This is a genomic window from Psychrobacter sp. A3 (assembly GCF_028823565.1).
Lineage (GTDB): Bacteria > Pseudomonadota > Gammaproteobacteria > Pseudomonadales > Moraxellaceae > Psychrobacter > Psychrobacter celer.
Map to the genome: position 1 here is coordinate 1 of NZ_JAPEHS010000037.1, position 25951 is coordinate 25951.

Below are 25951 nucleotides of genomic sequence, written 5' to 3' on the forward strand. Positions count from 1 at the left end.
GCTCGCTCATAGTGATAATCGTCAGGGTGGTCTTTGACATCTTGAGCTAGGGCTTAATATATCGAGTGGTTTTACTATGAAGACGCTTTTTCCACTTCTGGATAGTCGTTGGACTGATATCATAGAAAGCAGCAGCTTCGGCAAAGGTCATACCCTCATCTAAGCTTTTTAAAACTTGTTTGCGATAATCTAGAGAGTAAGTCATAGTTGTTTATAGTGGTAATCGTTTAGTTGGTTTATTTTATAACATTTTTGTGGTCAGGTGACTATATGGGCGGCGCGCTGGTCTTATCTGAAGCTTTGAGCTTGCGTGTTATAAGCGCGAGCATAATTATTATAATTATTATAGGCGCTGTACTCGTATTTGTACTTACCAAAAACACCAAGGTAGAACTTGGACTTGGATCTAATTAATTAGGCTCAATTCAAATCACTCAAATTATGCAAAACCCATAATGTGTTGAAACATTTGTATTACTATCGAAGGGTCAAACAACAACGATAGTAAGGTTTTGATAGTGCCAAGCTTAAATAGCTGATGTTTTTAGTACAAGACACATTCTTATGATACAAAAGAGCCAGTCACATAACGACTGGCTTTTTTTGATCTATAAACTTCAAAATGATTAGTCTAAAAACGATTAGTCTAAAAAAAAGACTTAGCAAACGTCTCCTTTAAACTCTTTGGCTCACGGCGCTTGACGTCGTTGAGTTTATGGCGAGTCTCGGAGGCGACTTGATAGGCCTTGAGACGCGACTGTTGTAAGTTCCCGATAGGACGGTTCTCTTCAAGACAGCGAAATGGAGTAAAGGATAGATTCTCCATAATCTCAAAATTACCGTCATCTGGTACGTCTTGGCAAGGAATGGTTAAACGCGCTACGGTGACAAAGGGCGTATCCGACTCTTGCCACTGCGTCGTAATCTCCTCAATCGGCTGCTTTTTGAGATTACGGCATAGCTGAATCTGGATATCAAACTGATAATCATGTTCGCGTATCTCCTCGACGATAAGCGGTCGCAGCGCCTCTTCGCGGGCGTCGACATCGACATCACGGCGCGTGACTTTTTTGACAGAAGCGGCTGTTGGCGTTGCCCGTATCTTTGCCATATAATCACCATGACGCACCACACCTTGCGAATGAAAGTCGTATAACAAGGTGTTTTGTGGTTCAATCCTCGTAAAGCCGCCGATAGCTTTAAAGGTTTTAATCGACTCTTTGGTTGGTAATCTTGAGCCGTAATTGGTCAGCCAGTTAAACGCCAACTGCGCTTTACCGATCGCGCCCTTCTCCGTGTATTTAGGTAATTCCAAAAACAGTCTTGAGAGATAGGTATACTCCTCAATTCTATTGCAAAAGAACACCGGATGATTGATAAAGTTATAATCAAAGGTCGTACTGTCCTCCTCCCCGGGAGCGAGCTTCTTACCCGGTACGTCAAAGACTTTAATCGCAAGACCTTGAGCAAAGCCCAACTTACGATCAGCGAATACTCGAGATGAACCGTTGGACAAACGAATCACCGCATCATGAATGCCCGCTTTAGCATACAAACCTTGCGCGTACTCTTTGGGGATATCATCTAATATCTCAAACTTGGCTTTTAGTGCGCAGTACCCCTTGGCATGGGCATCACGCGTGTGATAATCGATATTGCTGGCTTTATCACTACGCGCAATATAGCTTTTGATATCGTTGGTAATAGTACGAATGTTTTTTTCGTCCTCAGCATTTAATTCGATATATTTTGGATCGTAGGGGACGTATTTGGGTTTAAATAATTTTTTTAGCATTATATTTCCTAATTTTATTCATGATTATTATTGTTAAGTGGTGACTATTACAAATGGTACTGAGAGTTAAGACAGCTCGCTAATCCATTTTAGCGCCGATAAACTCGGAATAAAAAAGTACTCGCCGCCGTGCAAGGTATTAAAGGTTTCAATACCATGGTAGCGTTTGCGAATTAGATCAGCCGGAACAGTAAAGTTATCTGCATCGCTGTCTTTATCACTTCCTCCTTTATCACCAGAGTGCAAACCAACCATAGGATCTTTTTCTTCGCCTAAGCTCATAAAGTTGCCATCGTTGATCCACTGTGATTGCAAGAACTCAACCGTCTCCATGGCATGAGCATTAATACCAATAAAAAACAGACCGCGATCTTTGCCATCGTCCTCTATTACATCGGGTGGCACAACTTCACCAAAGCCCACGCTACGTCTAACGATACGGTGAATACGCACATCGGATAAAATAAAATCTTCGCTATCGCGTGGGTTCATACGCCTGATATGTGCACCAAACGGACACTTTTTACCGTAAGGATCGTCTTTATAACCAAAGTCGTTATTGCGGCTAGGATCATCGCCAAGCGCTTTATCATCATGATCGGGAGACAAAATGAGCGGCGCGCCTGAACGCCAGCGTCCCCACATTTTTGCACCCAGCAGCTCCGCCTCTTCCTCGCTGTCGGTATTATCTTTGCGGTATTTATTAAAAGTAGCAACATGGCTATGATAAACACGTAACACCATAAACGAGCCGTTCTTGCCTAAGACTTCAGGCTGCGGCATAGGTGCAACTAGTCCCGCCTCCCCTTCGTAACCGAGCACAAACTCCCCTGCGGCAATAGGATCGCCGTCATGGTTCGAAGGCGTCTGAATACCACTGCCTTGAATCTCAGGATTACTGATACCATCACGATAACCAAAGACGTTTTTGACGTTGTCATTTGAACCAAAGTCCTGCTCGATTAGGATTTCTACATCACCATTAGCAGGATTGTCCACATCGATATGATCGGTAAGATTATCTCGAAGCTCGTCAAGTTTGACCTGCCATTTATCTTTGGTATCAGCGATAATAGCCGCACCCACATGGATATCACCCTTATCCCCAAAAGGTGCCATCCAATTCTCAGGGGCATTAACATCAAAATCGCGTAACTGCTCAGCACGCGCTGCCATACCTGCTTTAAAAGACTCAGGAAAGCTATCAAGTGATGACTGCGGTACACCTAACGCTTGTAGACCCTCGTAAGTCATGACGATAGACAGCGTGGCTTGCATATCTTTGTGCCAGTCTTCACTACCGGTTACATGAGGCAACACCTGCGCTAGCATTTGTTTGCCAACGTCAGCATTATTGATTTTTAGTGCTACTACCGTGCCAAAATATGGGGTGGGACGCTCACGTAGGACGATGGATTGAATATCTTTTAGCTGCATGGTGACGAGATTGGGGTTAAAGACCCCGCGCGCCCTACGAGCCATCATCTCAATACCGTCACCGACTTCCTCTTTCACGCCTTTAAGCCACGTCTCAAAATCACTGTTTTCGATGCGATTGCCAAACTCATCTTTTAAGTCTTGCAACTTATCGGTCAATCCCGTTAAAGGTTTATTATCATCATTACTCATACATCGCCCTATTCATTTTTTATCGTTATTAAAGTATGACCGTATCAAAGCCCTGAAATTTATGCGCTTAAAAATACAATGTCTAAAAAATTAGTTTGTTTGCGCTTCATCTAAAGCTTTATTGATGCCTTTAACAATACGCTCATGACGGCGAATATCTTGTACCGTCAGATGCGGGACGCCTACGTACCAGCCTGCAGCGGTAATCTGATGATCAAGAATAAACTGCTTAACACTTGGGTCTTTAATACCCGGCCAGCCCTCGACATTGCCAAATAAAATATCCATGAGTTCAGGAATTTTGGTGGCGAAATCATCAATATAAGGATCCCAGTCACCGTCATAAGCGGTGCAAAAAAGCACTCTTGTATCATTATCTAAAAAGACGAAGCGCAAATCGTGCAAAGTGCCTACCCTTGTCGCGCCTTTTAGATTGCCCCCTGCTATTTTTAGAATCTCTTTGAGACGGGCAGCGCCGCCGTCTTTTAACGGTGCGATAACGGTAAGCTCGGATACTTTGCCTGACTTTAGACCTTTCTCGCCGGCGCTAGAGGTTGAGTGATCATAACCATCATTGCCGCCCTCTTTTAAATTCGCCACTAACAGATCTGCCCGCAGTTTAAAGGCATCCATAGACTCAGTGATTTTATCTTTCAGATCTTCTGAATTATCGATAATGCGCTCTTTATTATTGTTTTTACTCATAAGTCTTTCCTATATGATTGCTGTTGAGCTATTACCATAGCAAAAACGGTAAAAGGCTCAAGTAATAGCGGACTAATCACACAAAACAAAACATAGGTTTAACAATAACGTTTTAGATTGCAGCAGTGTTACAAAGATAGACGGCGCACTTACCGGCGCAATAAATCTTGGTCGTACTTATTAAGTCTTTAAAAGCATGACTGTTTTTGTATTCGTTATTAAATACTAAAAAAGCTTGGCTACTCTAGGTAACCAAGCTTTGAAATCATACTTCGAGTTTTTATAATTATTTAGGGGCTGTAGTAGATAAGCACTATGCTAGACTACTTTTATGAAGATAACCCGTTGTAAATTAAGTAAAAAAGTACAGCGAAGGCTGTCAGAGTTTTTCACAGCTGAAGTGACTGCTAGAACAGCCGCAGATTTGCTCAACATTCAGTATAACACTGCTGCACTTTTTTATCATAAAATAAGACCTGTGATAGATTACCATCTCTCATTAGAAGCTGATGAACTTTTTGATGGTGAGGTCGAATGAGATGAAAGTTTCTTTGGCGGTGTACGCAAAGGCAAAAGAGGTCGCGGGGCTGCTGGTAAAACCGCTGTATTTGGGACTCTAAAACGAAACGGTAAGGTTTATACCATTGTCGTAGCAGACACCAAACAGACTACCCTAATGCCTGTTATTAAGCGTAAAATCAAGCCTGACAGCTTTGTTTATACGGATAGCTATCGAAGTTACAATGCATTGTGAGTGAGTTTAAACATTTCAGAGTCAATCACTCTAAAGAGTTCACTTGCGGTAAAAACAATCACATCAATGGCATTGAGAACTTCTGGAATCAGTCTAAACGAACTCTAAGAAGGTATAATGGAATCGATAAGAAGAACTTCCATTTTTTTTAAAAGGGTGCGAGTGTAGATTTAACTATGGCTCACCATCTAATCAGCTGAAAACCTTGAGAAAATGGTGTGATATTTAATCCTTATCTACTACAGCCCCATTATCTATTAGTCATCATGAGTTAACCGTTGTTGCTTAGCCATTTGGGCGACTCATTGTCATAATATTCTTGCTTCCAAACGGGAATATCGGCTTTGATGGTATCGAGGATCCAGCGGCAAGCATCAAACGCCGGATAGCGGTGGGCGGAGATCACACCGATCCAAACGGCAATATCGCCAATCTCTAATGCACCGATACGGTGAATGGCAACCGCAGCGGTAATCTCAAATTTTTCTTTAGCCTCATCCATGATTTGCCGACCTTGGTTAATCGCCAAATCCTCATAGCCGTAGTAAGTCAAACGCTCGACACAGCTGGCATTATTATGATTGCGCACGCGACCTTCAAAACAAGCAAAAGCACCGCAGCTGTCGTCATCGAGCATGGCTCTAAGGCGCGTCTCGTCAATAGCTTCATCTAATAGCGCAAAACCATCACGCTCAGCGATAGCATAAGCGTCATCAGCACTGCGCTTGATTTGCATCGATTGGCTATGTACGTCTTCTTTATCGCCAATTTTTATTTCGTTGTTTTTATTCTCACCAGTCATTGATATGCTCAGATTATGAATCGGTTCTAGTTTAGTTCGACTATTTTGAGTTGTGTTATTTTTGCTAGGCTAGAGTTGTAGTCTACGACAGATAATTAGCGACTAACCGCCTGCCACAGGGGTAATAAACACCACGCTATCGCCATCATTAATCGGATCATCCCATTTGGCAAAGTAATCATTTACCGCCACACGCAGATCGGCTTGCGGATGGCTAAAGTGATGCTTATCGCGAAGCTGCTCATATAGCTGAGCTAGTGAAGTATCAGAGGCAAGCGTGACTTGCTCTTGCTGACAATTGGCTTCGTCCGCAAGACTGGCAAAATACAGTACATTGATGGTCATCAAATCATTTGTCTTGTCAGTCATCTTACTACTCCTATAGAGCGGCGCTGCATGAAAAAGTGCGGCGTTGCTTGAAATCATTTATTCGCTAAAATTATTTTTGATAAAATATCACACTTAGACTATGTTACTTGATGGTTATAATCTGATTTGCCACCGGTCTTAGTCATGAGTCTGACTCCATCAATCACGATGTTATGCGACAGCGCTTTGGTCATGTCATAGATGGTCAGGCAAGCCACGCTAACAGCGGTCAGCGCTTCCATCTCCACCCCAGTTTTGTGAGTGACTTTCACCGTTGCATTGACCATGATGCTATTTAAGCTGTCGTCATACTCGAAACTTAAGCCAATCTTATCTAGCGGCAATGGATGACAAAGCGGAATCAAATCATGAGTACGCTTGGCTGCCATAATACCTGCGATATGGGCAGTTTGGGTGATACTGCCTTTTTTTGTCATGCCATCAGCGGCTTTTATTTGACCATAGATGTCCGCTGGAAAACACACCTGACCAACAGCATGCGCTTCTCTAGTAGTAGCTGTTTTGTGGCCCACATCGACCATATGAATCTCACCATCGCTGTCTAAATGCGATAGGGTAGCGTGCGAGTGGTTTGCAGTATTAGTCGGAGCATTTTTATAATCAGAAGATATAGACATGTATTTTTCTTAACTCATTAAAGGTTACTTATATTGTATAAGTCTCAAAACGCTAGTCGTGACCTGGATTGGCGCGCATAAAGTGCGCAACAAAGTTACAAGGACGGGTACGGTTATCGAACTGCTCTTTTAAGATATCATTCCAGCCGGTACGGCAAGCACCGGTCGAACCCGGCAGGCAGAAGATGCCTGTGCCATTGGCCATACCAGCGATAGCGCGCGACTGAATGGTTGACATACCGATATCATCTTTGGAGAGCAAACGGAACATCTCGCCAAAACCGTCAATCGACTTGTCAAACAATACGCTGACCGCTTCTGGCATACTATCACGGATAAAAAACCCAGTGCCGCCTGTGGTGATTACTGCATGCACATTAGGATCAGCAATCCAGCCACTAATGACCGCACGAATTTGATAAATATCATCAGTAATCAGCTGACGATCAGCTAAGTGGTGACCCGCCTCAACTAAGCTATCGGCTAAGTACTGCCCTGAGCTATCCTCCTCAAGCGTACGACTGTCAGAGACACAAAGCACAGCAATATTCAGCGGGATAAATTCTGCAGCAGGCTTAGACATAGATATTCCTAATTCTAATCATTTGATAAGTTTAAATATTTTATTTTTACGGTTTGACAGTTTGCCGTTTTACTATGAGAGCTCCATCTACATACTCTAACCACCGATAATCGATAAGTTGTGCATCATGCCGCTATTAGACTCATGCAGATGGTGATGCTCAGGCTTAATTGGCATAAAGCTATGCAAGGTGTTGACTAGACCTTGCACATCGTCGTTTTTTAGATAATCTCGAATATCGTAATTACCTTCATCAAATAGACACAGATGCACTTTGCCTTGGCTACTCACGCGAAGACGATTACAGTTATCACAAAAGTGCGCGGCATAAGGGGCAATCATACCGATACGCCCGAGATAGTCAGGATGGCTGTATTCTATCGCAGGGCCATCAGCGCTACCGCGATCATGCGACTGCCAACCGCGCTCGAGCAGATAATCCGTAATCATATCAGACTGCGCATGCTGAGCAAAAAACAAATCGCTGTTGTCACTGGTCTGCATAAACTCGATAAAGCGGTAGGTCACAGGACGGTCTTTGACGTAGTCCATCGCGTCAATTAAGTTTTGAAAAGCAGTTTCCGCCATTAAGATACTATTAATTTTGAGTTTAATATCAGTAGTCGCTAGGAGGGTGTCCATGTCGCGCATCAGCTGGGGCTGGGTATTAAAGCCCGTCATCTGATGAAAAGTATCGGCATCGAAACTATCCATACTGATGTTGAGCTGGTTCAGTCCTGCCGCCTGCCAGTTGGCTAGGTGCTTGCCAAGCTTGTAGCCATTGCTAGTCATTGCGACCATCTCGATACCAGCGGTATTCTTGATCGTTTCGATAATCTCTACCACATCGCGTCTGATCGATGGCTCGCCACCAGTGATACGCACCTTTTGCGTGCCCACTTGCGCAAAGCCTTGAATCAAAGTTTTGATTTCAGCGACGCTGAGCTCATCGGAGGGGCGTTTGCCTTGGTAGCCGTTTGGCAGGCAATACTCACAGCGAAAATTACAAAAATCAGTGATAGAAAGACGTAAATAAGTCAGTCGCCGCGAAAAACCATCGGTTAGCGGTTTACTATCAACCACCGAATGATCAGCGACTAAATGACTGGCACGAGCAGAGTCGACAGAGGATAACACTGAGCGATTCTGTGCTTGTGGATCAAAAATATCAGGCTTTAAAACAGGTGAATACAAAAAGGTACTCCCAATAATGGGGTCATAAAAGAGTATAAGCGATTACGGGCGCTATTGTTGTCAAAATTATGTATTTCTAAACAGCCCTTAGACTCAATAGCTAAACAAAGCGGCCAATAATGACCGTTCTATAGGCAGTTATATTAATAATCGAGCCATCCTTGCTGTCGAGCATAAGCTAATTGTTTAGGAGTATCAATATCATAGCTAAGATTTGAGTGAGCCACCGTGGTGACTTTCTCAGGAGCTAGCGCTCTAATAAAGTGCCGCAAGCCTTTATCGCCACTGAGCGAGGATTGCCATGATTTTAGTACTTTATAACTGACAACTAATGGCACACCCACGATATCATGCTTATTATCATCAATAATAAATCTCTCATCCAAATTCGGGTAACGACTGGCGACGACTATATTATCTTGTGTTAGAAGTTGATCTAAATGAGGAGCGCTTAATAATACTTGATCCACGCCCATAATCAATACGCGCTTCATCGCTAAATCATGCTGAGATTTTAATGCATCAATAGCTAAAGATAAGCTCTTTGCCATTCCTAATTGTGGATTAGGGTTACTAACGATTTGTATGCTTGAGTTTGGCGCTGTCAAACGGTTAACAGCCGTTTCGATAACGTCAGTAATAGCTGTATCTTGCTGAGGAATGACGACAATAACAGCTTTTGGCTGAGTCACCAAAGCAAGCATCGTCATATAGTTAATTAATGGTTTACCTTGTTTTTCTAGAAGCTGCTTTGGCTGACCTAATCGATGACTTAATCCGCTGGCTAAAATAATGACCGCATGATTTGGAGGTTTGTTTTGATTGAATGATGAGCTATCCTTGTCATTCATAGCTGGCTTTTGGCTGCGCTAACTCTTTAGTAACCGCAACTTGCTCATAAACGACAGCGCTAATTTGCGCGATGATACTTAGCGCTAACGCTTCAGGGCCATCACCGCCAAGCTTATAACCGATAGGGTAGTGCAGCTGATTGATACCGTCTGCCAAGGCGGTAGGGTCAGCGCAAGTTGCGCTAATCTCCTTAATCAAACGCTCAGTACGATAGCTCGGGCCTAACTGACCGATGTAATTGCAATGATTGGCATTCTTTAACAAGACAGCTAAGCGTGCCCGATCTTGGCTGAGGCTATGCGACATTAGTGCTACCGCTGCATTTTGACTCAGTTTAAGTAAAGTTTCGCTATCGTTAAGAGCCACGTATAACGCAGCATCAGCCTGCGGGAAACGTTGGCGAGTGGCATACTGCGGCCGACTATCGATCACGGTGACGTGCCAATCTTGCAGCTTTGCCATGGTTACTAGCGGCATCACATCATTGCCTGCTCCGCAAACCAAAAGTCGAATCTGCGGTTGCACGCGTTGCACTAACCACTCGGTTTGTATAGCGTCTTTTAAGCTATTGTCATTTGCAACCGGACTTTTTAAAACCAGATAATCAGCGTGTCTTTTACTCACTTTATAAGCAGATAACTCATCGATTATTGGCTTTGGTAAATTTGTGGTTTGCTCTGGTATCTCTTGTGAGTTTTTACTGTCATCTAAAAAACTGTCATCTAAAAAACTGGCGTTTAAATGAACTCTAGTACCAACGGCCACCTCAGAGCTGTTAGAGCGTATTAAAGTAGCGACAGTAGTAGACTCTCCACTTTGACGAACTTTCTGAATTAAATCTAAATACGGCATAGCTGAAGATAAGCGCTCAAATAACACATGAACTTTACCATTGCAGCCTAAACCAAAGTTCAGCTCATCTTCTAAGTCTACTGCAAAATCTATAGCATCATTATCTAACTTTTCCTCTAGCTCATCCTCCAAGTCTTCTTTTTGCTCATCACCGGTTTGATAGACCTGCACGCTTGCGCCATGACGCGTCAGCCAAAAGGCGCGTTTAATAATGTGCGGTTCAAGGCAGCCGCCGCTTATCATACCTACTGAGCGACCATCCTCGCAAATAAGCATCATAGCGCCAGGTTTACGATAAGCTGAGCCTTCAGTGCGCACGACTGTCGCGAGCACCGCATCAACGTGCTGCTGCCGTGCGTCAAAGGCGAGCTGTAGAATGTCTGCGACTTGATTCATATTTTTGCTTTTCTTTTTTATACTTTAAAGAATAGAAATAAATAAAACCTGCTTAACGTTAATGTTAATATTTAGCAGGTTTTATTCAACAGGGTCTATACTTCGATGTCGACTATTACTCAGGCATATCAGCTAATATTTTGTCCAAAGTAATCGGGAAGTCATAAACACGCACCCCGACTGCATTATAGATGGCATTGGCAATGGCTGCCGCTGACCCTGATATAGAGGTTTCCCCAATACCTTTAATATGCATAGGGTTGGTATAAGGGTCATCCTCTTCTAACAAAATCACATCCAACTGCGGTACGTCAGCGTTGACCGGCACATGGTACTCGGCAAGGTCATGGTTACATAAGCGCCCATCGCGCTTGTCATGAATGACCTCTTCCATCAAAGCAGAACCTATACCAAATACCATACCGCCATAACACTGCGAGGTTGCAAGCTTATGGTTGAGAATACGTCCTGCTGCATACACGCCAGTCATACGCTTGACGCGAATCTCACCGGTGACTTTATGTACCGCCACTTCAGCGAAGTTGGCCCCAAACGAGGCTTGGCGAAGGTTTTTGCCATTTTTACCCGGCTTGATCTGGCCTTTGGCGCTGATTTCTTGCTCGTCAAACTGAGCAATAATATCAGCTAGTGCATAGGACTGATTATCATCAAAGTCGTATTGCTCATTTGCAGGTTTTAGTTCAGGAAGCGGCATACCTGTCTTTGCCGACACCTTATCTGCCAAGTCTACAGCCTTATCTACCAAGCCTGATACTTTGTCTACCTCGCTTTTATCGACTACTCCTTTTTCCACCAAGTTTTTATCGACAAAATCTGCTACTTTTTCTCTACTTGCTCCAATAGCGGCTTCTGCCTTACTAGGCTGATGCTCACCTGATTTTTGGATTTGACCGTTATCTATACGAATCGTATCGGCATGTAGACCTACTTTTTTTGCAAGCATTTTGCGTAGCTGCTCACAAGCCAAATAAACCCCACTACCAGCACTGGCCGCGCCAAAACTACCGCCAGAACCTGACGCTGGCGGTAAATCACTGTCGCCAAGTTTCATCTCGATATGATCGATAGGCAGTCCTAACAAATCGGCGGCGACCTGAGTAAATACGGTGTAAGAGCCTGTGCCGATATCAGTCATGTCGGTTTCGATAATAGCTTTGACGCCAAGCTCTTTTGAATCATCTACTTGTAGTATCGCACGTGCTTCAGAAGGCTGCAGCATATTGCCACGAGAGGCGCCAGCCATGCCAGTACCTATCCACCAGTCGCCCTCTAATTGACTGGCAGGCTTTGGATTATGCTTATCCCAACCAAACTGTTCAGCGCCTTTTTCCATACAAGCGACTAGCTGACGGGTGGAGAACGGCATCTCTTCGCTAGGGTCCTCTTCAGGCTCATTACGGCGGCGCAGCTCAATAGGATCTATCTGAAGCTTAGTCGCCAGCTCATCCATCGCACATTCAAGTGCGATCATACCCACCGCTTCGCCAGGGGCACGCATAGAGCCTGATAACAATTGATTCATGTCCACCATCTCATAACTGACGCGGCGATTCTCTCCGCGGTACAAAAAGTGAGTGGATAATGCTGTTGGTTCAAAGAACGCCTCGCCTGGCAAATTGCTGGTCGTGGTATCGTGAATAATGGTATTAATGATACCCTCTTCATCACAACCAATAGCAATACGCTGACGGGTGTTTGAGCGTCTTACCGTCGCCTCCATCACTTGCGGGCGCGTCATAGTAATCAGTACCGGACGACCGACTTCTTTAGAAGCAATAGCGGCAGCAATAGATTCTGGCGCGATACCTAGCTTACTACCAAAGCCGCCGCCGACATAGTATGAGATCAGCTCGACTTGATCTTTCTTCAAATCTAATGCGTCCATTACTTGCTGCTTACAAGAGGCGATCATCTGGTTTGAAGTATATAAGACCAGCTTGTCATCTTCCCAATGAGCCAAAGTAACATGCGGTTCCATCGGTGAGTTACTCTGACTTGGGGTATGGTACAACCTATCAAGGGTTACCGCCGAATCAGCAAGGCCTTGCTCTGGATCTCCGTGCTTGGCATTCTTATCCGAGCCTTTTTTCTCATTTACCTCATGGGCGTTAGGCAGCTCTTTAGTAAAATCCAAAGCCGCTTGATCGGTTTCGTCTTTATAAGTGACTTTAAGGGCCTTGGCGCCTTCGGTCGCCGCTTCAAAAGTTTCAGCGACAACGACTGCGATGGGCTCACCATGATAAAAAACCTCACTCACACCCTGAGTCGGTGCTTCGGTCTCACCGCCTTGCTGTGAGTTACGTAAGAAGCGCTTAGGGTCAGTGACGACTTTAATGATACCTGGTATATGGGCAATCGAGTCGCTATCGATTTTTTCAACTTTTCCTTTTGCGATGGTCGAGCTAACCAAGACACCATACACTTTATTGTCTAATTGAATCTCTGCTGAATAATGAGCTTGACCGCTAACCTTTAACGAGCCCTCGACGCGGTTAATTGGTTTACCTACCAAATTACTTGCTGTTTTGTCGAATAACGTCTCAACCGGCTTATCCATCTTCTCTTTGTTAGTGGGCTCTGCCGGTAGTACTGAATCTAATAATGACATGATTATGCTCCCTCGCCCGCTAATGCACGCTTAATGGCCTGTTTTAGCAAACGGCGTGTTAGTGGTATTTTAAAATCGTTTTGACCGCTACCTTTGGCATCTTTTAACAACAAATCTGCTGCCTGATTGATAGTGTCATCGTCGCCCTGCGTATCCGTCAACAACTCTTCCACATCTTCATTGCGCCATGGCTGAGTACCAATACCGCCAAATGCTAAGCGTACTGTCGTCAAATTGCCATTATCATCAGCGTCTATCACAGCTGCACACGATACAAGCGCAAAAGCATAAGAGGCGCGGTCACGCACTTTGTCATAAGTGTGTATACCTTTAATAGGCGCTGGCAGCACGACATGCGTGATAAGCTCGCCTGACTCTAAAACGTTTTCGATATGGGGAGTGTCTTTTGGCAGACAATAAAAGTCTTTTATTGGAATCTGCCGAGTCGAGCCATCGGTTTTGGCAGTCTCAATAGTAGCGTCAAGCAAACGCATAGCAACCGCCATATCAGACGGGTGTTGAGCAATACAAGCGTCACTTGTGCCTAAAATCGCAAGGGGGCGGTTCTCACCGTTAATTGCAGGACAGCCAGTACCCGGTTCACGCTTATTACAAGGGCTATCGGTATCGGTTCTCACCGTTAATTGCAGGACAGCCAGTACCCGGTTCACGCTTATTACAAGGGCTATCGGTATGATAAAAGTAGTAGCAGCGCGTACGCTGCAGGAAGTTACCGCCAGTCGTCGCTTTATTGCGTAGCTGTCCGGTCGCCCCTGCTAATATCGCACGAGACAATACCGGATAATTGGCAATCACACTAGGATGCGCGGCCAAATCACTATTGCTTACCAAGGTTCCGATACGTAGGCCGCCATCGGCAGTGTCTTCAATCTGTTCAAGCTCTAAGCGTGTCACATCAACCAGCTTGGTTGGCGTTTCAATCTCAAACTTCATGAGATCAAGCAAATTGGTACCGCCTGCGATAAATGAGGCTTCTTTAGGAGTAGCAAACATTACCGCTTGCTGCGGTTCAAGGGCACGGATATATTCAAAGCGTTTCATGAGCGGCCTCCTGCTGTGCTACTGGCATTTTTATTATGGTTTACTGATTGATTACCAAGTTGGGACTGACTGGGCGGCGGCGACCAAATACCTGTCACTGCTGAGTCTTGCAGCGAACCTGTAGTCGTCTCTTCACTAGAAGAAGCACGCTTATTTGACACTTCGCTCTCAAGCACTTGTGAGATGGCATCCACGATATTGGGGTAAGCAGAACAGCGACAAATATTGCCACTCATTCGCTCAGCGATCTCTTGAACTAACAACCCATTCGGGTTTTTGAGATCTGTCGTCACATAGCTTGGCCAGTTTTGTTTCACCTCTTCTATTAAAGCCGTGGCGGAACAAATCTGCCCTGGCGTGCAATACCCACACTGAAAGGCATCATGATCTTTAAAGGCTTGTTGCAAGGCTGATAACGACTCAGGCATTCCGATGCCCTCGATCGTGGTGATTTCATCGCCGTCATGCATAACCGCAAGGGTCAAGCACGAGTTGATGCGCTCACCATTGATAAGCATAGTGCAAGCGCCGCATTGACCGTGATCACAGCCTTTTTTGGGTCCGGTAATTTGTAGATGTTGACGACATAAATCTAGAATTGTCGTGCGCGGATCAAGATCGTCAAAGGAGTAATCTTGATTATTGATATTTAGAGTCAAGGTATTCATGCTGGCTTCCCGCTGGCAGATAATGGCTAAATTTAAGGATAACTAATAAGTCTCCATAAAATAGTAGAGGCAGCAGACTGGGGCGTCTGTGTAGTAAATGTTACTCTCTTGGCGTTAAGAGAGTAGAACAGAGCGATGAATTCAGCTCTCAGCATCAAGCACAGACCTTACTATTGGCTTACTAAAAGTAGGATAGGTTTTATCGATGAGCGAGGATATAGCAGTTTGGCGTACTGTTTACTTATGTAACGGCATTATTAGGGTGTGTTGACATATAGAGAATAATTGACAATCATAGTGTTATGACTAGATTAACACTAAGTGATGCCCAGTGGGCAAAGATAGCACCGTATTGTGCAGGTAAAGAGACCGATGTTGGTAGAACAGCCGTAAATACTCGATTATTTATCGAAGCTGTTCTATGGATTGTCCGTACAGGTAGTCCGTGGCGAGATCTACCCCCTGAATTTGGTAACTGGAACAGTGTTTATAAGCGCTACCGTCGATGGGTAAAAAGCGATAGATTCAGCAAGCTATTTAATGCTCTGAATGACTCAGATTTAGAGTATGCCATGATTGATGGCACTATTATTAAGGTACATCGTCATGGACAAGGCGCAAAAGGGGGGCTTGTCAGCAGGCAATTGGCAAATCAAGAGGCGGTATGACCACTAAAATCATGGCAATAGTTGGTTATAAATAAAATTATTATTAAATAATAATATATAAATCAAAAATTTATTTTTTCAATATGGTTGATACTGGGCCCGCCATATATTGAAAAACAAGACACCCTTACAAGCGTTTGCTTGTAAGGGTTTTTTATTGTCTAAAGACATTTCTAATTATCAGATGCCTATTAGGAATATTCTAAAGACCCTACTAAGCGTACGGTTAATCCCCGTGCTTACGGGGAACAGCGCTACCTGTCATTTTGCGATAGACGCACATATTTATCGCATCACTTGCGCGCTCACTGTGGCCGATTTTACACGCGAATGATAACGAAAACAATTATCATTAACTAAAAATCTGCCTGTTATTGTTAATTCGATATAAAAATCTCTGTCACCAAAAAACAAAAAACTGAGCGCTATGCATACAGCGCTCAGCTCTTGATGACCCCAACCGTGCAAGTGTTATTATTGCAAATAACCACCCTGAGACATCAATTCAGGCGGCAAATCCGTCTCTCCCAAGGCTTCTAGTAGGTTTATCTCGATGGTGCGCGAGATAGCGCTCAGTGGCAAGTGATTGGCCGCAACGCCGAACGGATCGGTGATTTCTTCGTTGAGCGCATCCAATCCAAAGAACGTATAAGCAATGACGCCGCACACCAACGGTGTCACCCAGCCCAAGGACGTCGCCAAACCAAACGGCAGCATAAAGCAGTACAAATAAGTGGTACGATGCACCAATAGCGTATAGGCAAAGGGTAGTGGCGTATTATGAATCCGCTCGCAAGCCGCCAACACAATCGTCATCGAGGTGACGCGCTCATCCATGTTTTGTATCATCAGATCAGAGGAGAGCTGTTGGCGTCGAACCTCCCCCAGCTTTTTGCCTAGCAGGCGCAATAGATACTCAGGCAAATTGCCCGCTTGACGCATGCTTGCATGATACTCAGGCGCCACAAAACGCTCAACATCCTCCCATGGCGCGGTACTTCGCAGCCGGTGCCTGAGCGCATGAGTAAACGCGATAGTCAGACGCACCAGCTCCTGCTGCATGTGTCGTCCCGCTTCGCTATCGTCCTCGATAAATGAGAGCACCTGACGGGTAAAACTGCGCGCATCATATACCAACTGCCCCCACAAATGCCGACCCTCCCACCAACGCTGATAACTGGCATTGTTACGAAAACCCAAAAACAAAGACAGAGCGATGCCAAGTAAAGTAAAAGGCGCCGCGCCATAAGAAGAAAAGGAGCTGGGAATCCAGTGCTGGATGGCCGAGATGATGGCACTCAGTAAGCTAATCAATAAAACTTGTGGAAAGATATGAGGAATAACGGAGCCGCGCAAAGTAAAAAGTATTCTAAATGCATTCGGTTTTTGCCAAACGATCATGACAGTGTCCTATGGTGTTAAAAGTAGTGTACGCGGCATCAAACACAGGGTTGAACAATGATAGACAGGGTCACGTACTGAGTGTCTATTAAGACATTGCTGCTTACTGCGTCATGACTGACTGGCGATTTTAGCATCAAACCCTTTGCGTTTTGCCGCCTCATTGTGTCATAAGTAGAATACGGTTATTAAAAAACAGAATATTTAACGATCCGCTGATAAGACGCATCATATGTATGCTCAGTGCGTCATTGTCTTGTATGCGCTGTCACTTTATTCACCCATGGAGGTACTCGGTCATGAAACGCGTCCACCAGCAGCTCTAACTCTACGCTAGGAAACAGGCTATCAAACGTTTCAAGTAAGCCGGCCAGCCACTCTGTAGGATACAAATCATCAACCGCCAGCACCAGTCTACTCTCCACCCCTTCGCTCAGGCTTTTGGCCATACAACAGATAACACGGTGCCTGCGCAGACGTAAGCGCAGGCAATAAGAAGCTGTAAATGATTGGCGTTTAATGGGCAGCACTTAGCTAACTAAACCAATGCAGATGCCCCGTCTTGATATAGACGGTTGCGCCGCTAGGGCCAGATACCATCTCTAATGGTGTGTCGGTCGGCAGGCGTATCCAGCTATAGCGCAAAAAAGTCTCACCGTCAGCGTGCAACTCACCTGCCAGTACAAATATCTCCTCGCCGCCCGGATGACGGTGATGCGGAAAGTCAGACTGAGGAGCATAACGCACAAAGCTGGTGGCACGAGCTTTTTCTGCACCCACACGATCGAGCATGATGCGCTCTACCCCCTTTTGCGGTGATTTTACCCATTGCTGCTGCTTGGGTAGTGAGGTGGCGACGCGAGTAAAATCTGCATTAATCAACATAGCATACTGTCCAAAAACTGCGTATTTTCCAAAAAACGCAAACGGCTAACGTAGCAAAACCACAGGCGACAACGTGCTAGCGATGATCTCTGTGGTGGTGCTGCCCAAAAACAACTGCTGTAGTTTTGAATGCCCGTATGCGCCCACCACCATAATATCGATGTCATTGTCTAATTGAAACTTTAATAGACCATCGACCGCATCGGAGGCCGATAAATGATGCGCCTTTACGCTAAAACCCGCCTCTTGTAATTGGGCAGCGGCCGCGCTTAGGCTTTGTTTGGCGGCATCATTATGATTGCCGATCATCACGACATGACTATCGAGACCTTTTAACATAGGGCTTTTAGCCACCATTTTCACCGCCTTTATGGCAGTCTTGCTACCATCAAACGCAATCATATATGAGCGCGGCTCTTTAAACGTCTCTGAGCAAATCACCACGGGAACATCAGAGGCACGGGCGACCGTCTCTATCTGACTACCAATATTGATGCGGCTATATTTGTGATCTTCTCCGCGGCGACCCATCACGATGGCGCGGTTTGCTGTGGCAAAATGCTCAATGGCTGGCAGTAACTTGCCTCGTCTTTGATAAATAAGCACCTCAAGATCACCAAACTTATTACGAATATGGCTTTTGGCATCCTGCACCAGCGCATTGCTATAGCTATTGACCACCTTGGCTCTTTGCTCGTCTAACTGCGCCAGCTCCTCTAACAAAAACTCACGGCTATTAATCCCTATCGCCCCTGACAGATCACGTCTAAACGACGCTGGCACATCGCTGACATGCAGCAGACCAACGGGTAAGTTTATTCGACTGGCGTACCATGCGGCATAATCACAGACGGATGCGGTCACGGCCGAGCCATCGATACAAGCCAAAATGTGCTGCGATGTTGTCATAATCTGTCCTTAATCATCGTTATTTACCCTGATACCGCTATTTATAACTATATAGCTCTTTAATATGGCCAAATACTAAAACCTCAGCCACTGCCTTGATGATACCCAATTTGGCCGATATCATCCAGCGACGTCTGACAGACTCACACCCCATCTCTTAGCAAATTTTGCTACAATACAGGGCTTGGATGTTGTAAGTGACATATCGCGGTTTCAATGAGTGGATTTAGGTGAGTGAATTATGGCAAAAAACGCCCTTCAGGCTCAATTATTAAAAGCTGGTTTGGTCGATAGCAAAAAGGCCAAAAAAATCAGCAGACAAGCAGAGCATGCCAAACGTACTGGCGACTCAGACAGCGCAGCAGCCAAAAAGGCGCTGGCAGAAGCTCAAGCAAAAAAGCTGGAAAAAGACCAAAAGCTCAATCAAGAAAAACAACGAGCGTTAGAAGAAAAAACACGAAAAGCCAATATCATTCAGATGATTAAGCAGCATCAGCTCACTGATACACAAGGTGAGATTACTTATCAGTTTGTGGATGATACGAAAATCAAAAAGATTTATATCACCCAAAAGCTCTATGATCAAATCGTCGCAGGCCATGTGGTCATAGCACGCCTAGAGGACAGCTATGCCCTGCTACCGCGCCCACTAGCAGACCGTATAGATGCTAAGATGACAGGCTTTATGGTGGTGTCAAACGATACTGCCGAAGACGCGTTGGCAGAAGACGATCCTTATGCTGCTTACGTGATTCCAGATGACTTGATGTGGTAGGTCGCAGTTATTCAATTGCTACTGACTACGCATTAACCAAAACCCCCTATATAGGCGTTCTATACAGGGGGTTTTTTGACAGAGACATAAGAGCACTCATAAAGACTGTCATCAAAACGACAATTAAGACGGTAGCAAAACATGCTTACTCTTTTGATAAGCAGATAAGCCATCAGTCCCTAATTCTCGGCCGATACCACTTTGCTTAAACCCGCCCCAGCCCGCTTCGGGCACAACGATTTGCTGCTCATTGACCCAAATATGACCGGCTCGAATGTGCCGTGCCATCTCTAACGCTGCATGCTCATCAGCGCTGACAATACTCGCAGCCAAGGCATATTTACTGTCATTGGCAAGCGCTATCGCCTGCGCGTTATCTGCAAAGGTCGCACTCACCAACACAGGCCCAAACACCTCCTCTGTCCACAAGCGACTGGTCGCTGGTACCTCGGTATAAATGGTCGGCGCAGCAAAATATCCTTGACGCGCTAAGAGGGTGCCTCCCGTTAGGCAGTGCAGGTTTTCTTCAGTTGCGATATCGATATATTTTTTGACCTGCGCCAGCTGCTGAACACTGACCAATGGCCCCATTTGCGTGTCCGCCGCAAAACCATCACCTATTTTCAGAGTTTCTGTTTTTGTTTTTAATACTGCAAATAATGACTCAGCAATGTCTTGGTGGACAAGCAGCCTTGAGGTTGCTGAACAAATCTGCCCAGCATTGGTAAAGATACCGCCTATGATCAAATCGCAGGCATAGTCGATATCAGCATCTGCACATACCACGATAGCGGACTTACCCCCCAGCTCTAGGCTGATGCCTTTGATACCTGCTGCAGCTTGGCGCATCACTTTTTCGCCGACGCTATTACTACCGGTAAAGGAGACTTTATCAATCAGCGGATGACTGGTCATCGCAGCGCCCACCTCTGACGGTTTGAGAATAATCGGCAAAACATGCATAAGCATGTCGCGGATTTTTTGCAGCATATGATGAGTCTGCTATCACAGCCGGCAAACGACTAAAGCGCTTTTTCCGGCTCTTCATGTTTTAGACCGATCGTTCTGAGCTTGCCTTTGTCATCGACCTCCTTGATCACCAATGACCACACATCATCGATCTCTACCGTATCCCCCGACACAGGCGCGGTCTCTAAGCTTTGTGCGACATACTCAGCGACGGTCTGCTCCCACTTGCTCTCAGTGTTTTTTAGCTTTTTATACTTGAGAGTGTCTGCCAGCGACTCTGAGGTCGCCATGTCGGTAAAAAAGGGCAAATCACCAAGCTTGACACTGGGTGATAGCAGCCAGTCACCATAAAAGTCATCGATGGCTTTACGGTCTAAAGTCGTGTCATGGAAAATCTTGGCGATCTTGCTGGCGTGGTTGCCGCGCATGGCATACCAGACGCTATCGCCATATCTGAGTTTGGTGTCCTCCTCGACCACGACAATTTGCTGACCGCGCACCAAAGCAAACACACTGATCTCATCTGGGCTGATGCGGTTGGAGATACCGAGCGGATGGCGACCTATCGCAAACGCCCCTGCTTGCACCTCAAACTCATACAGGGTAATACTGGCCTTGTCTGACACCCAAACTTCATGCTCTTCTTTTGGGTCTTTATTGGTCGGAATACGCACCCGAAATGCATTGGCCATAAAAGGAATCGTCGTCCCTTGCAGGATCAATGACAGCACCACTACCCCAAAGGCAATGTCAAACAACATAAAGGCATCCTCTATGCCAGCCATCACAGGCAAAATAGCAAGGGTAATCGGAACTGCCCCGCGCAGCCCCACCCAAGAGATAAAACCAATCTCTCTGTCTTTAAACTTAAAGGGCTTGACGCTGGTATAGACCGCAATCGGACGTGCCACCAGTATCATAAAGGCTGCAATCGCCACCGAATAATGCCAGACGTTGATGACGTTTGATGGCGTCACCAACAGCCCCAGTACCACAAACAAAACCGCTTGCGACAACCAAGCAAAGCTATCCATCACGCGCATGACATGTTCAGTCGAGCGCACCTTATGGTTGCCGATCAGTACGCCCGTCAGATAGACCGCCAAAAAGCCACTACCGCCAAGCAAATTGGTCGCAGCAAAGACCGAAAGGCCCGCGGACAGTATCAAAATGGCATACATACCCTCGGCCAGATGCACTTTTGGCAACAGACGCGCTAGCAGGTAGCCAAATAACAGTCCCATGCCCAGACCCACGCCCAGCTGCTGCAACAGCAAACCCAAAAAACCAAGAACGCTCTGACCTGCCGGATCGACATTTAAAGCAATCAGTCCTGTCACCAATAAAATGGCCAGCGGATCGTTGGCACCCGACTCCAACTCTAGCGTGGCTTGTACGCGGTCGTTTAGCTTGACCCCGCCATTACGTAGTAGCGAAAATACTGCGGCGGCATCGGTTGAGCCAACGATAGCGGCCATCAGCAGCCCAAAACGCCAATCGACATCAAGCAGCCAAGTGACAAAAACCCCAAGCACCATCACCGTCGTCAGCACGCCCCATGTGGCCAACGTCACCGCCGGCTTGAGTCCGACGCGAAATGATTTAAAAGAGGTACGCAGACCACCATCGAGCAAGATACAAGCGAGCGCCGCCTGCCCGACAAAATTGGCAATACCATACTGAGAAAACTCAATGCCTAAGATACCTTGCTCGCCTGCCAGCATGCCAACTATCAAAAACAACAACAATAATGGCACACCCAAACGCGCGGATAAAGTACTTGCCATGATACTGGCAAAAATCAACAATGCTCCTACGAGATATAGGATATTTAAGGTATCCATCTATTTTAAGCCCTATGGTTATCGGTGATGACAAATGTTGCGCGTGCGATAGCACTGACCTGACGAGATGGTGACGCGATCGATAATACTGCAAATAAAATGCTCAAAGCGCCTCTAAGAATAACATCTACGAGCGAGAGCAAAAATCCTATTTTAAAAAATACTTTTCATATCTATTTATTTTAGTCAGCCATACCTTCAATTCATTCATAAGCATTTTTAGCCAAATCATGATACGGCCTCTCCTATCCTCTGTTAACCGTCTAATTTATCATGATAATACCCGCCTCGCTCACCATACCTGATAATAAATCTTAACTATCGACACGTATCGATAAGTACACAAAAAACCCCACTCAGCACAGATGCCAAGTGAGGTCAGGTAGCGAGTAAATACAAGCGAGCAGATGACTGCTTTAGCTATCGCATAGCATTACCATGCCATCAGTCATTTTTTGGTTTTAGCGCCGCACTGATATCGGCCAATAGCGGCGGAATATCATGCTTATCAGCCATCACCTCTAGCATCACCAGCTTATCGGTGGTAGCAGCCGCTTGCTTGAGCGCAGCTTTTAGCTCACCTGCCGTGGTGACTTTGAGCAGTAAGCTGTTGTCTTCGGTAGCACCAAAGGCTTTTGGCATCATCTGCCAGTCACAACGAGGGATATCATTGTAGTGCTGGTTTTCGCCATGGATAGCGCGTTCAACGGTATAGCCATCATTATTGATCAGCACAATCACCGGATTGATACGCTCTTGAATCATGACAGCGATTTCTTGTACCGTCAGTAAGGCCGAACCATCACCGATGAGCAGCACGCTACGCTTATTTGGTGAAGCAATGGCAGCGCCTAGGCTGGCCGGCAGCGTATAACCAATGGATCCCCACATCGGCTGGCCATAAGAAGTCACTCCTTCTGGCAAGCGCACATCACTGATGCCAAAATACGAGGTGCCTTGATCCGAAAACACCAGATTATTATGATCTAAATGATCAGCGATGATATGCCACAGATCGTCTTGACGAATAGCCTCATCATCTTTGCCGTTTTGCTCATGCGGTGTCATCTCTTTACAAAATGGCTTGGGTACAACTTCGATACCAGAAGTCATCACTTCATGCAGCACTTGCAACGAGTCCTTTAGCGCAATCGGAGCAAAGTTGCGACCACTGATAGACGCCCGCTCATAGTGCAAGTCGACCACTGTTTTTTGATCGATATTTTGGCTAAAGCCTGCCGTCGTCGTATCAGTATATTGCACGCCAATTTTAATCAAACACTCACAGTTTTCTACGGCGTCCTTTACCACAGGACGTGAGGCAACACCAGCATAAGTACCCGCCCAGCGCTCACTGTTTTCATCAAGCAGTGTTTTACCCCATGACAGCGTAGTATAAGGAATCTCTGTCTCAGCGATTAACGCTTTTAGCTGGTTTTGTAACCCCAAACGATGCACCATCAAATCTGCCATCAGCGTGGTGGTCTTGTTGGGCAAAAACTCGGTGAGCGCTTGCTTGAAGTCTGCCAGCGCCGCTTGACTGGTGATGTCTTCTTGACTGTCATCGAGCTTGGTCGTCGGTGGATAAATCGGCATTTTTGCCACATCTGGCGACAACAGAAGATAGCCTGGGCGGTGTTTTTTGAGGATCACGCGGATCACACGGTCGATCTCTGAGGCGGCGTTTTCTGGCGTAATCTGTGCCCGTGCGACGGTCACAGGCTCTACCATCTTGATAAAGTGATTGAATACCCCATCTCCAAGCGTATGGTGAATACGGCGTTTGGCATCTTGCAGCGCTGTGCTCGGCGCACCGACGACGTGCAGCACTGGCGCATACTCGGCAAAAGAGCCTGCCGTGGCATTAATCGCTGATAACTCACCCACCCCAAAGGTCGTCACCATGGCCGCAAAACCACGCTCACGTGCGTAGCCATCAGCGGCATAACCTGCGTTTAGCTCATTGGTATTGCCGACCCAGCGCAGCTTGTCAGAGGCGATGATATTGTCTAAAAACGTGAGATTAAAATCCCCTGGCACACCGAATATATCACTTGCACCCGCCTCTGCGATGCGATCAAACAAATAATCTGCGATGGTATATTGTTGACTCATTTCCTTATCCTTATGATCTGTCATTATAAGTATGTATGATTGGTAGGTATCTATGATGAAAACCATCATAAAAACAAACTATAAAATGTATCCCAGCTTATTTTTCAATGCAAAGCTTTTGGAATGCATATTATAAGAAACCGTTATAACATACATTTATGAGCAGATGACATACCTGTCTTGCTAACTTTTACTTTTTTCGTCAAGGGTGTTGACACCTCAAAAAAACTGCGTATAATACGCCTTCATCATCTGATGATAGTTAATCAAACGATGAATCAGCGGGATTAGCTCAGTGGTAGAGCACAACCTTGCCAAGGTTGGGGTCGAGAGTTCGAATCTCTTATCCCGCTCCAAATATTTAAAAAGCCTCACTTAATAGTGAGGCTTTTTTTTGTCCATCTTTCGGGGCTTGCAGAGCATTTCTTCGAATATTTATTTTCTTATAGTTAAGTTTATCTACTCAATTAAAAAGCTCATTTTCGGTGCGGTGCCCATTTGGTGCCCAAACCGTGCCCTGCCCTAAAACTGCGAATACCGAACTGACCCCAACCTAAAAATATTTAAGGGGCTGTCCTAGATAACTAATTCAAACCCTGTTTAACCCATTGTTTTAATGGTAGTAATTGCGACTTTGGGTCACTGTCATTAAAACGCCACTCACATTCCTTTAAATAGAGGTGAAAATGCTCTTTTGGAATTCCGTTAAACTTACGTAGATGCCGTTTAGATTGGTTCCAGAAGTTCTCTATACCGTTAATGTGATTCTTGTCATTAACAAAGGTTTTGGAGTGGTTGATACGATAATGAGTAAACTCACTGACATCTAATGCGTTATCGCTTTTAAATGAGTCAGTATAAACAATGCTATCAGGCTTCACTTTTTCTCTTATGATGGGGATCAAAGTATCTGCTTTAGCATTGGGTATCATACAAGCGTAGACTTTACCATTACGCTTTAATAGGCCAAACACGGGCACTTTGCTACCAGCACCTCGCCCTCGCTTGCCTTTACGAGTGCCACCAAAGTATGATTCGTCTACTTCGATTTCGCCTTCAAATAGACCAGGGTCTTGACTATGTTTATACCAACTTAGTTTACTCTTTCGCATAGTGCTATCCTAAATAATTTTACTTATCTAGGACAGCCCCTTGAAGAATGAGTTGGTATATCATAAGGATCATAAAACTAGATTTGCCGCCATTACCGATATCATTAGATACATCGAGCTATATTACAACCAGACTAGGATTCAAAAGGGCTTGAGCTATAAATCGCCAAGACAGATGTGGTTTGATTATTATCGTCAAGCTGCGTAACTAAAATCTCCCAAGTTTATGTATACGGATTTGACGGCAGGGGTCAAGATATTGTGATGCGTTTTATGCGTCTCGTCAGCATGCTTATATTTATGCGTCTTCAATTGACAGCTTTTAACTCCCATCTGCGCTGTGAG

23 protein-coding genes, 1 tRNA gene and 4 pseudogenes are annotated in these 25951 nt (G+C 45.3%); 5 read left to right on the top strand and 23 right to left on the bottom strand.

Going from position 1 to position 25951, the window contains the following annotated elements; all coding sequences use genetic code 11:
• Nucleotides 1–46 precede the first annotated feature (46 nt).
• The 4 genes from NK638_RS06965 to NK638_RS06980 form a co-directional block, all read right to left on the bottom strand.
• On the bottom strand, nucleotides 47–205 hold the full coding sequence (locus NK638_RS06965; protein WP_342454258.1) for a helix-turn-helix domain-containing protein: 159 nt from the start codon (nucleotides 203–205) through the stop codon (nucleotides 47–49).
• Between the two features lie 441 nt (nucleotides 206–646).
• Complete coding sequence (locus tag NK638_RS06970) at nucleotides 647–1795, bottom strand: catalase family protein (RefSeq protein WP_274632435.1); 1149 nt, start codon at nucleotides 1793–1795, stop codon at nucleotides 647–649.
• Between the two features lie 66 nt (nucleotides 1796–1861).
• Entirely contained in the window at nucleotides 1862–3424 is a 1563-nt protein-coding gene (locus NK638_RS06975; RefSeq protein ID WP_274632436.1) for a Dyp-type peroxidase, read from the bottom strand.
• A gap of 90 nt (nucleotides 3425–3514) precedes the next feature.
• Nucleotides 3515–4057, bottom strand: a complete 543-nt coding sequence (locus tag NK638_RS06980) for a hypothetical protein (RefSeq protein ID WP_058023649.1) — start codon at nucleotides 4055–4057, stop codon at nucleotides 3515–3517.
• Between the two features lie 403 nt (nucleotides 4058–4460).
• On the opposite strand from NK638_RS06980, the pseudogene NK638_RS06985 reads away from it, so the two are divergent.
• A pseudogene (locus NK638_RS06985) lies at nucleotides 4461–5112 on the top strand (IS1595 family transposase).
• 42 nt (nucleotides 5113–5154) lie between these two features.
• On the opposite strand, the gene NK638_RS06990 reads toward NK638_RS06985, so the two are convergent.
• The 11 genes from NK638_RS06990 to NK638_RS07040 form a co-directional block, all read right to left on the bottom strand.
• Nucleotides 5155–5685, bottom strand: coding sequence for a molybdenum cofactor biosynthesis protein MoaE (locus tag NK638_RS06990; protein ID WP_198336530.1), 531 nt, complete (start codon nucleotides 5683–5685; stop codon nucleotides 5155–5157).
• A gap of 102 nt (nucleotides 5686–5787) precedes the next feature.
• Complete coding sequence (locus tag NK638_RS06995; protein ID WP_274632437.1) at nucleotides 5788–6054, bottom strand: MoaD/ThiS family protein; 267 nt, start codon at nucleotides 6052–6054, stop codon at nucleotides 5788–5790.
• Nucleotides 6055–6152: 98 nt separating this feature from the next.
• Complete coding sequence (gene moaC / locus NK638_RS07000) at nucleotides 6153–6692, bottom strand: cyclic pyranopterin monophosphate synthase MoaC (RefSeq protein ID WP_274632438.1); 540 nt, start codon at nucleotides 6690–6692, stop codon at nucleotides 6153–6155.
• A gap of 52 nt (nucleotides 6693–6744) precedes the next feature.
• Nucleotides 6745–7275, bottom strand: coding sequence for a molybdenum cofactor biosynthesis protein B (gene moaB / locus NK638_RS07005; protein ID WP_274632439.1), 531 nt, complete (start codon nucleotides 7273–7275; stop codon nucleotides 6745–6747).
• 96 nt (nucleotides 7276–7371) lie between these two features.
• Nucleotides 7372–8469 (bottom strand): GTP 3',8-cyclase MoaA, encoded by a 1098-nt coding sequence (moaA, locus tag NK638_RS07010; protein WP_274632440.1) that lies wholly within the window; start codon nucleotides 8467–8469, stop codon nucleotides 7372–7374.
• A gap of 143 nt (nucleotides 8470–8612) precedes the next feature.
• Entirely contained in the window at nucleotides 8613–9320 is a 708-nt protein-coding gene (locus tag NK638_RS07015) for a nucleotidyltransferase family protein (protein ID WP_274632441.1), read from the bottom strand.
• Nucleotides 9313–10569, bottom strand: a complete 1257-nt coding sequence (locus NK638_RS07020) for an XdhC family protein (RefSeq protein WP_274632442.1) — start codon at nucleotides 10567–10569, stop codon at nucleotides 9313–9315. Before NK638_RS07020 ends, NK638_RS07015 begins: the two co-directional genes overlap by 8 nt.
• A gap of 115 nt (nucleotides 10570–10684) precedes the next feature.
• Nucleotides 10685–13198 carry a xanthine dehydrogenase family protein molybdopterin-binding subunit gene (locus NK638_RS07025; RefSeq protein ID WP_274632443.1) on the bottom strand — a complete coding sequence of 838 codons (2514 nt, stop codon included), beginning with the start codon at nucleotides 13196–13198 and terminating at the stop codon, nucleotides 10685–10687.
• A 2-nt stretch (nucleotides 13199–13200) separates the two neighbouring features.
• On the bottom strand, nucleotides 13201–13836 hold the full coding sequence (locus NK638_RS07030) for an FAD binding domain-containing protein (protein WP_274632444.1): 636 nt from the start codon (nucleotides 13834–13836) through the stop codon (nucleotides 13201–13203).
• Nucleotides 13817–14260, bottom strand: coding sequence for an FAD binding domain-containing protein (locus NK638_RS07035; protein WP_274632445.1), 444 nt, complete (start codon nucleotides 14258–14260; stop codon nucleotides 13817–13819). The genes NK638_RS07030 and NK638_RS07035 overlap by 20 nt, the downstream gene beginning before the upstream one ends.
• Nucleotides 14257–14928 carry a 2Fe-2S iron-sulfur cluster-binding protein gene (locus tag NK638_RS07040; RefSeq protein WP_192994210.1) on the bottom strand — a complete coding sequence of 224 codons (672 nt, stop codon included), beginning with the start codon at nucleotides 14926–14928 and terminating at the stop codon, nucleotides 14257–14259. Before NK638_RS07040 ends, NK638_RS07035 begins: the two co-directional genes overlap by 4 nt.
• Nucleotides 14929–15230: 302 nt before the next feature.
• Here NK638_RS07040 and NK638_RS07045 point away from each other — a divergent pair.
• Nucleotides 15231–15619: pseudogene (locus NK638_RS07045) on the top strand (IS5 family transposase); the annotation flags it as partial.
• 451 nt (nucleotides 15620–16070) lie between these two features.
• Here NK638_RS07045 and NK638_RS07050 read toward each other — a convergent pair.
• From NK638_RS07050 to NK638_RS07065, 4 genes are all read right to left on the bottom strand, one after another.
• Complete coding sequence (locus NK638_RS07050) at nucleotides 16071–16997, bottom strand: bestrophin family protein (protein WP_274632446.1); 927 nt, start codon at nucleotides 16995–16997, stop codon at nucleotides 16071–16073.
• Between the two features lie 248 nt (nucleotides 16998–17245).
• The gene (locus NK638_RS07055) at nucleotides 17246–17446 is read right to left on the bottom strand and encodes a hypothetical protein (RefSeq protein WP_274632447.1); all 201 of its coding nucleotides are present in this window, start codon (nucleotides 17444–17446) and stop codon (nucleotides 17246–17248) included.
• 85 nt (nucleotides 17447–17531) lie between these two features.
• Entirely contained in the window at nucleotides 17532–17882 is a 351-nt protein-coding gene (locus tag NK638_RS07060) for a cupin domain-containing protein (RefSeq protein ID WP_274632448.1), read from the bottom strand.
• Between the two features lie 45 nt (nucleotides 17883–17927).
• The gene (locus NK638_RS07065; protein WP_274632449.1) at nucleotides 17928–18791 is read right to left on the bottom strand and encodes a universal stress protein; all 864 of its coding nucleotides are present in this window, start codon (nucleotides 18789–18791) and stop codon (nucleotides 17928–17930) included.
• Between the two features lie 241 nt (nucleotides 18792–19032).
• Between NK638_RS07065 and NK638_RS07070 the strand changes: the two genes are divergently transcribed.
• On the top strand, nucleotides 19033–19566 hold the full coding sequence (locus NK638_RS07070; protein ID WP_274632450.1) for a DUF2058 domain-containing protein: 534 nt from the start codon (nucleotides 19033–19035) through the stop codon (nucleotides 19564–19566).
• A gap of 123 nt (nucleotides 19567–19689) precedes the next feature.
• Here the strand turns inward: NK638_RS07070 and NK638_RS07075 are convergent, their stop codons facing one another.
• The 3 genes from NK638_RS07075 to NK638_RS07085 all read right to left on the bottom strand — a co-directional run bounded on the left by NK638_RS07075 (nucleotide 19690) and on the right by NK638_RS07085 (nucleotide 24494).
• Nucleotides 19690–20556, bottom strand: a complete 867-nt coding sequence (locus NK638_RS07075) for an aldehyde dehydrogenase family protein (protein ID WP_274632451.1) — start codon at nucleotides 20554–20556, stop codon at nucleotides 19690–19692.
• A gap of 32 nt (nucleotides 20557–20588) precedes the next feature.
• A complete protein-coding gene (locus NK638_RS07080) occupies nucleotides 20589–22379 on the bottom strand; it encodes a potassium/proton antiporter (protein WP_274632452.1) in 1791 nt (596 codons plus the stop codon).
• 444 nt (nucleotides 22380–22823) lie between these two features.
• Entirely contained in the window at nucleotides 22824–24494 is a 1671-nt protein-coding gene (locus tag NK638_RS07085) for an alpha-keto acid decarboxylase family protein (RefSeq protein ID WP_105245247.1), read from the bottom strand.
• 281 nt (nucleotides 24495–24775) lie between these two features.
• Between NK638_RS07085 and NK638_RS07090 the strand changes: the two genes are divergently transcribed.
• Nucleotides 24776–24850 (top strand) — tRNA-Gly (locus NK638_RS07090).
• Nucleotides 24851–25078: 228 nt separating this feature from the next.
• Here NK638_RS07090 and NK638_RS07095 read toward each other — a convergent pair.
• Nucleotides 25079–25582: pseudogene (locus NK638_RS07095) on the bottom strand (IS1595 family transposase); the annotation flags it as partial.
• Nucleotides 25583–25646: 64 nt separating this feature from the next.
• Between NK638_RS07095 and NK638_RS07100 the strand changes: the two are divergent.
• A pseudogene (locus tag NK638_RS07100) lies at nucleotides 25647–25814 on the top strand (IS3 family transposase); the annotation flags it as partial.
• Nucleotides 25815–25951 lie beyond the last annotated feature (137 nt).

What these genes read in the sequence shown, in the direction of transcription:
- NK638_RS06965 (WP_342454258.1), bottom strand. Translation starts at nt 205, where the DNA reads ATGACTTACTCTCTAGATTATCGCAAACAAGTTTTAAAAAGCTTAGAT.
- NK638_RS06970 (WP_274632435.1), bottom strand. Translation starts at nt 1,795, where the DNA reads ATGCTAAAAAAATTATTTAAACCCAAATACGTCCCCTACGATCCAAAA.
- NK638_RS06975 (WP_274632436.1), bottom strand. Translation starts at nt 3,424, where the DNA reads ATGAGTAATGATGATAATAAACCTTTAACGGGATTGACCGATAAGTTG.
- NK638_RS06980 (WP_058023649.1), bottom strand. Translation starts at nt 4,057, where the DNA reads ATGGATGCCTTTAAACTGCGGGCAGATCTGTTAGTGGCGAATTTAAAA.
- NK638_RS06990 (WP_198336530.1), bottom strand. Translation starts at nt 5,685, where the DNA reads ATGACTGGTGAGAATAAAAACAACGAAATAAAAATTGGCGATAAAGAA.
- NK638_RS06995 (WP_274632437.1), bottom strand. Translation starts at nt 6,054, where the DNA reads ATGACTGACAAGACAAATGATTTGATGACCATCAATGTACTGTATTTT.
- moaC (WP_274632438.1), bottom strand. Translation starts at nt 6,692, where the DNA reads ATGTCTATATCTTCTGATTATAAAAATGCTCCGACTAATACTGCAAAC.
- moaB (WP_274632439.1), bottom strand. Translation starts at nt 7,275, where the DNA reads ATGTCTAAGCCTGCTGCAGAATTTATCCCGCTGAATATTGCTGTGCTT.
- NK638_RS07015 (WP_274632441.1), bottom strand. Translation starts at nt 9,320, where the DNA reads ATGAATGACAAGGATAGCTCATCATTCAATCAAAACAAACCTCCAAAT.
- NK638_RS07020 (WP_274632442.1), bottom strand. Translation starts at nt 10,569, where the DNA reads ATGAATCAAGTCGCAGACATTCTACAGCTCGCCTTTGACGCACGGCAG.
- NK638_RS07025 (WP_274632443.1), bottom strand. Translation starts at nt 13,198, where the DNA reads ATGTCATTATTAGATTCAGTACTACCGGCAGAGCCCACTAACAAAGAG.
- NK638_RS07035 (WP_274632445.1), bottom strand. Translation starts at nt 14,260, where the DNA reads ATGAAACGCTTTGAATATATCCGTGCCCTTGAACCGCAGCAAGCGGTA.
- NK638_RS07040 (WP_192994210.1), bottom strand. Translation starts at nt 14,928, where the DNA reads ATGAATACCTTGACTCTAAATATCAATAATCAAGATTACTCCTTTGAC.
- NK638_RS07050 (WP_274632446.1), bottom strand. Translation starts at nt 16,997, where the DNA reads ATGATCGTTTGGCAAAAACCGAATGCATTTAGAATACTTTTTACTTTG.
- NK638_RS07055 (WP_274632447.1), bottom strand. Translation starts at nt 17,446, where the DNA reads ATGGCCAAAAGCCTGAGCGAAGGGGTGGAGAGTAGACTGGTGCTGGCG.
- NK638_RS07060 (WP_274632448.1), bottom strand. Translation starts at nt 17,882, where the DNA reads ATGTTGATTAATGCAGATTTTACTCGCGTCGCCACCTCACTACCCAAG.
- NK638_RS07065 (WP_274632449.1), bottom strand. Translation starts at nt 18,791, where the DNA reads ATGACAACATCGCAGCACATTTTGGCTTGTATCGATGGCTCGGCCGTG.
- NK638_RS07070 (WP_274632450.1), top strand. Translation starts at nt 19,033, where the DNA reads ATGGCAAAAAACGCCCTTCAGGCTCAATTATTAAAAGCTGGTTTGGTC.
- NK638_RS07075 (WP_274632451.1), bottom strand. Translation starts at nt 20,556, where the DNA reads ATGCTGCAAAAAATCCGCGACATGCTTATGCATGTTTTGCCGATTATT.
- NK638_RS07080 (WP_274632452.1), bottom strand. Translation starts at nt 22,379, where the DNA reads ATGGATACCTTAAATATCCTATATCTCGTAGGAGCATTGTTGATTTTT.
- NK638_RS07085 (WP_105245247.1), bottom strand. Translation starts at nt 24,494, where the DNA reads ATGAGTCAACAATATACCATCGCAGATTATTTGTTTGATCGCATCGCA.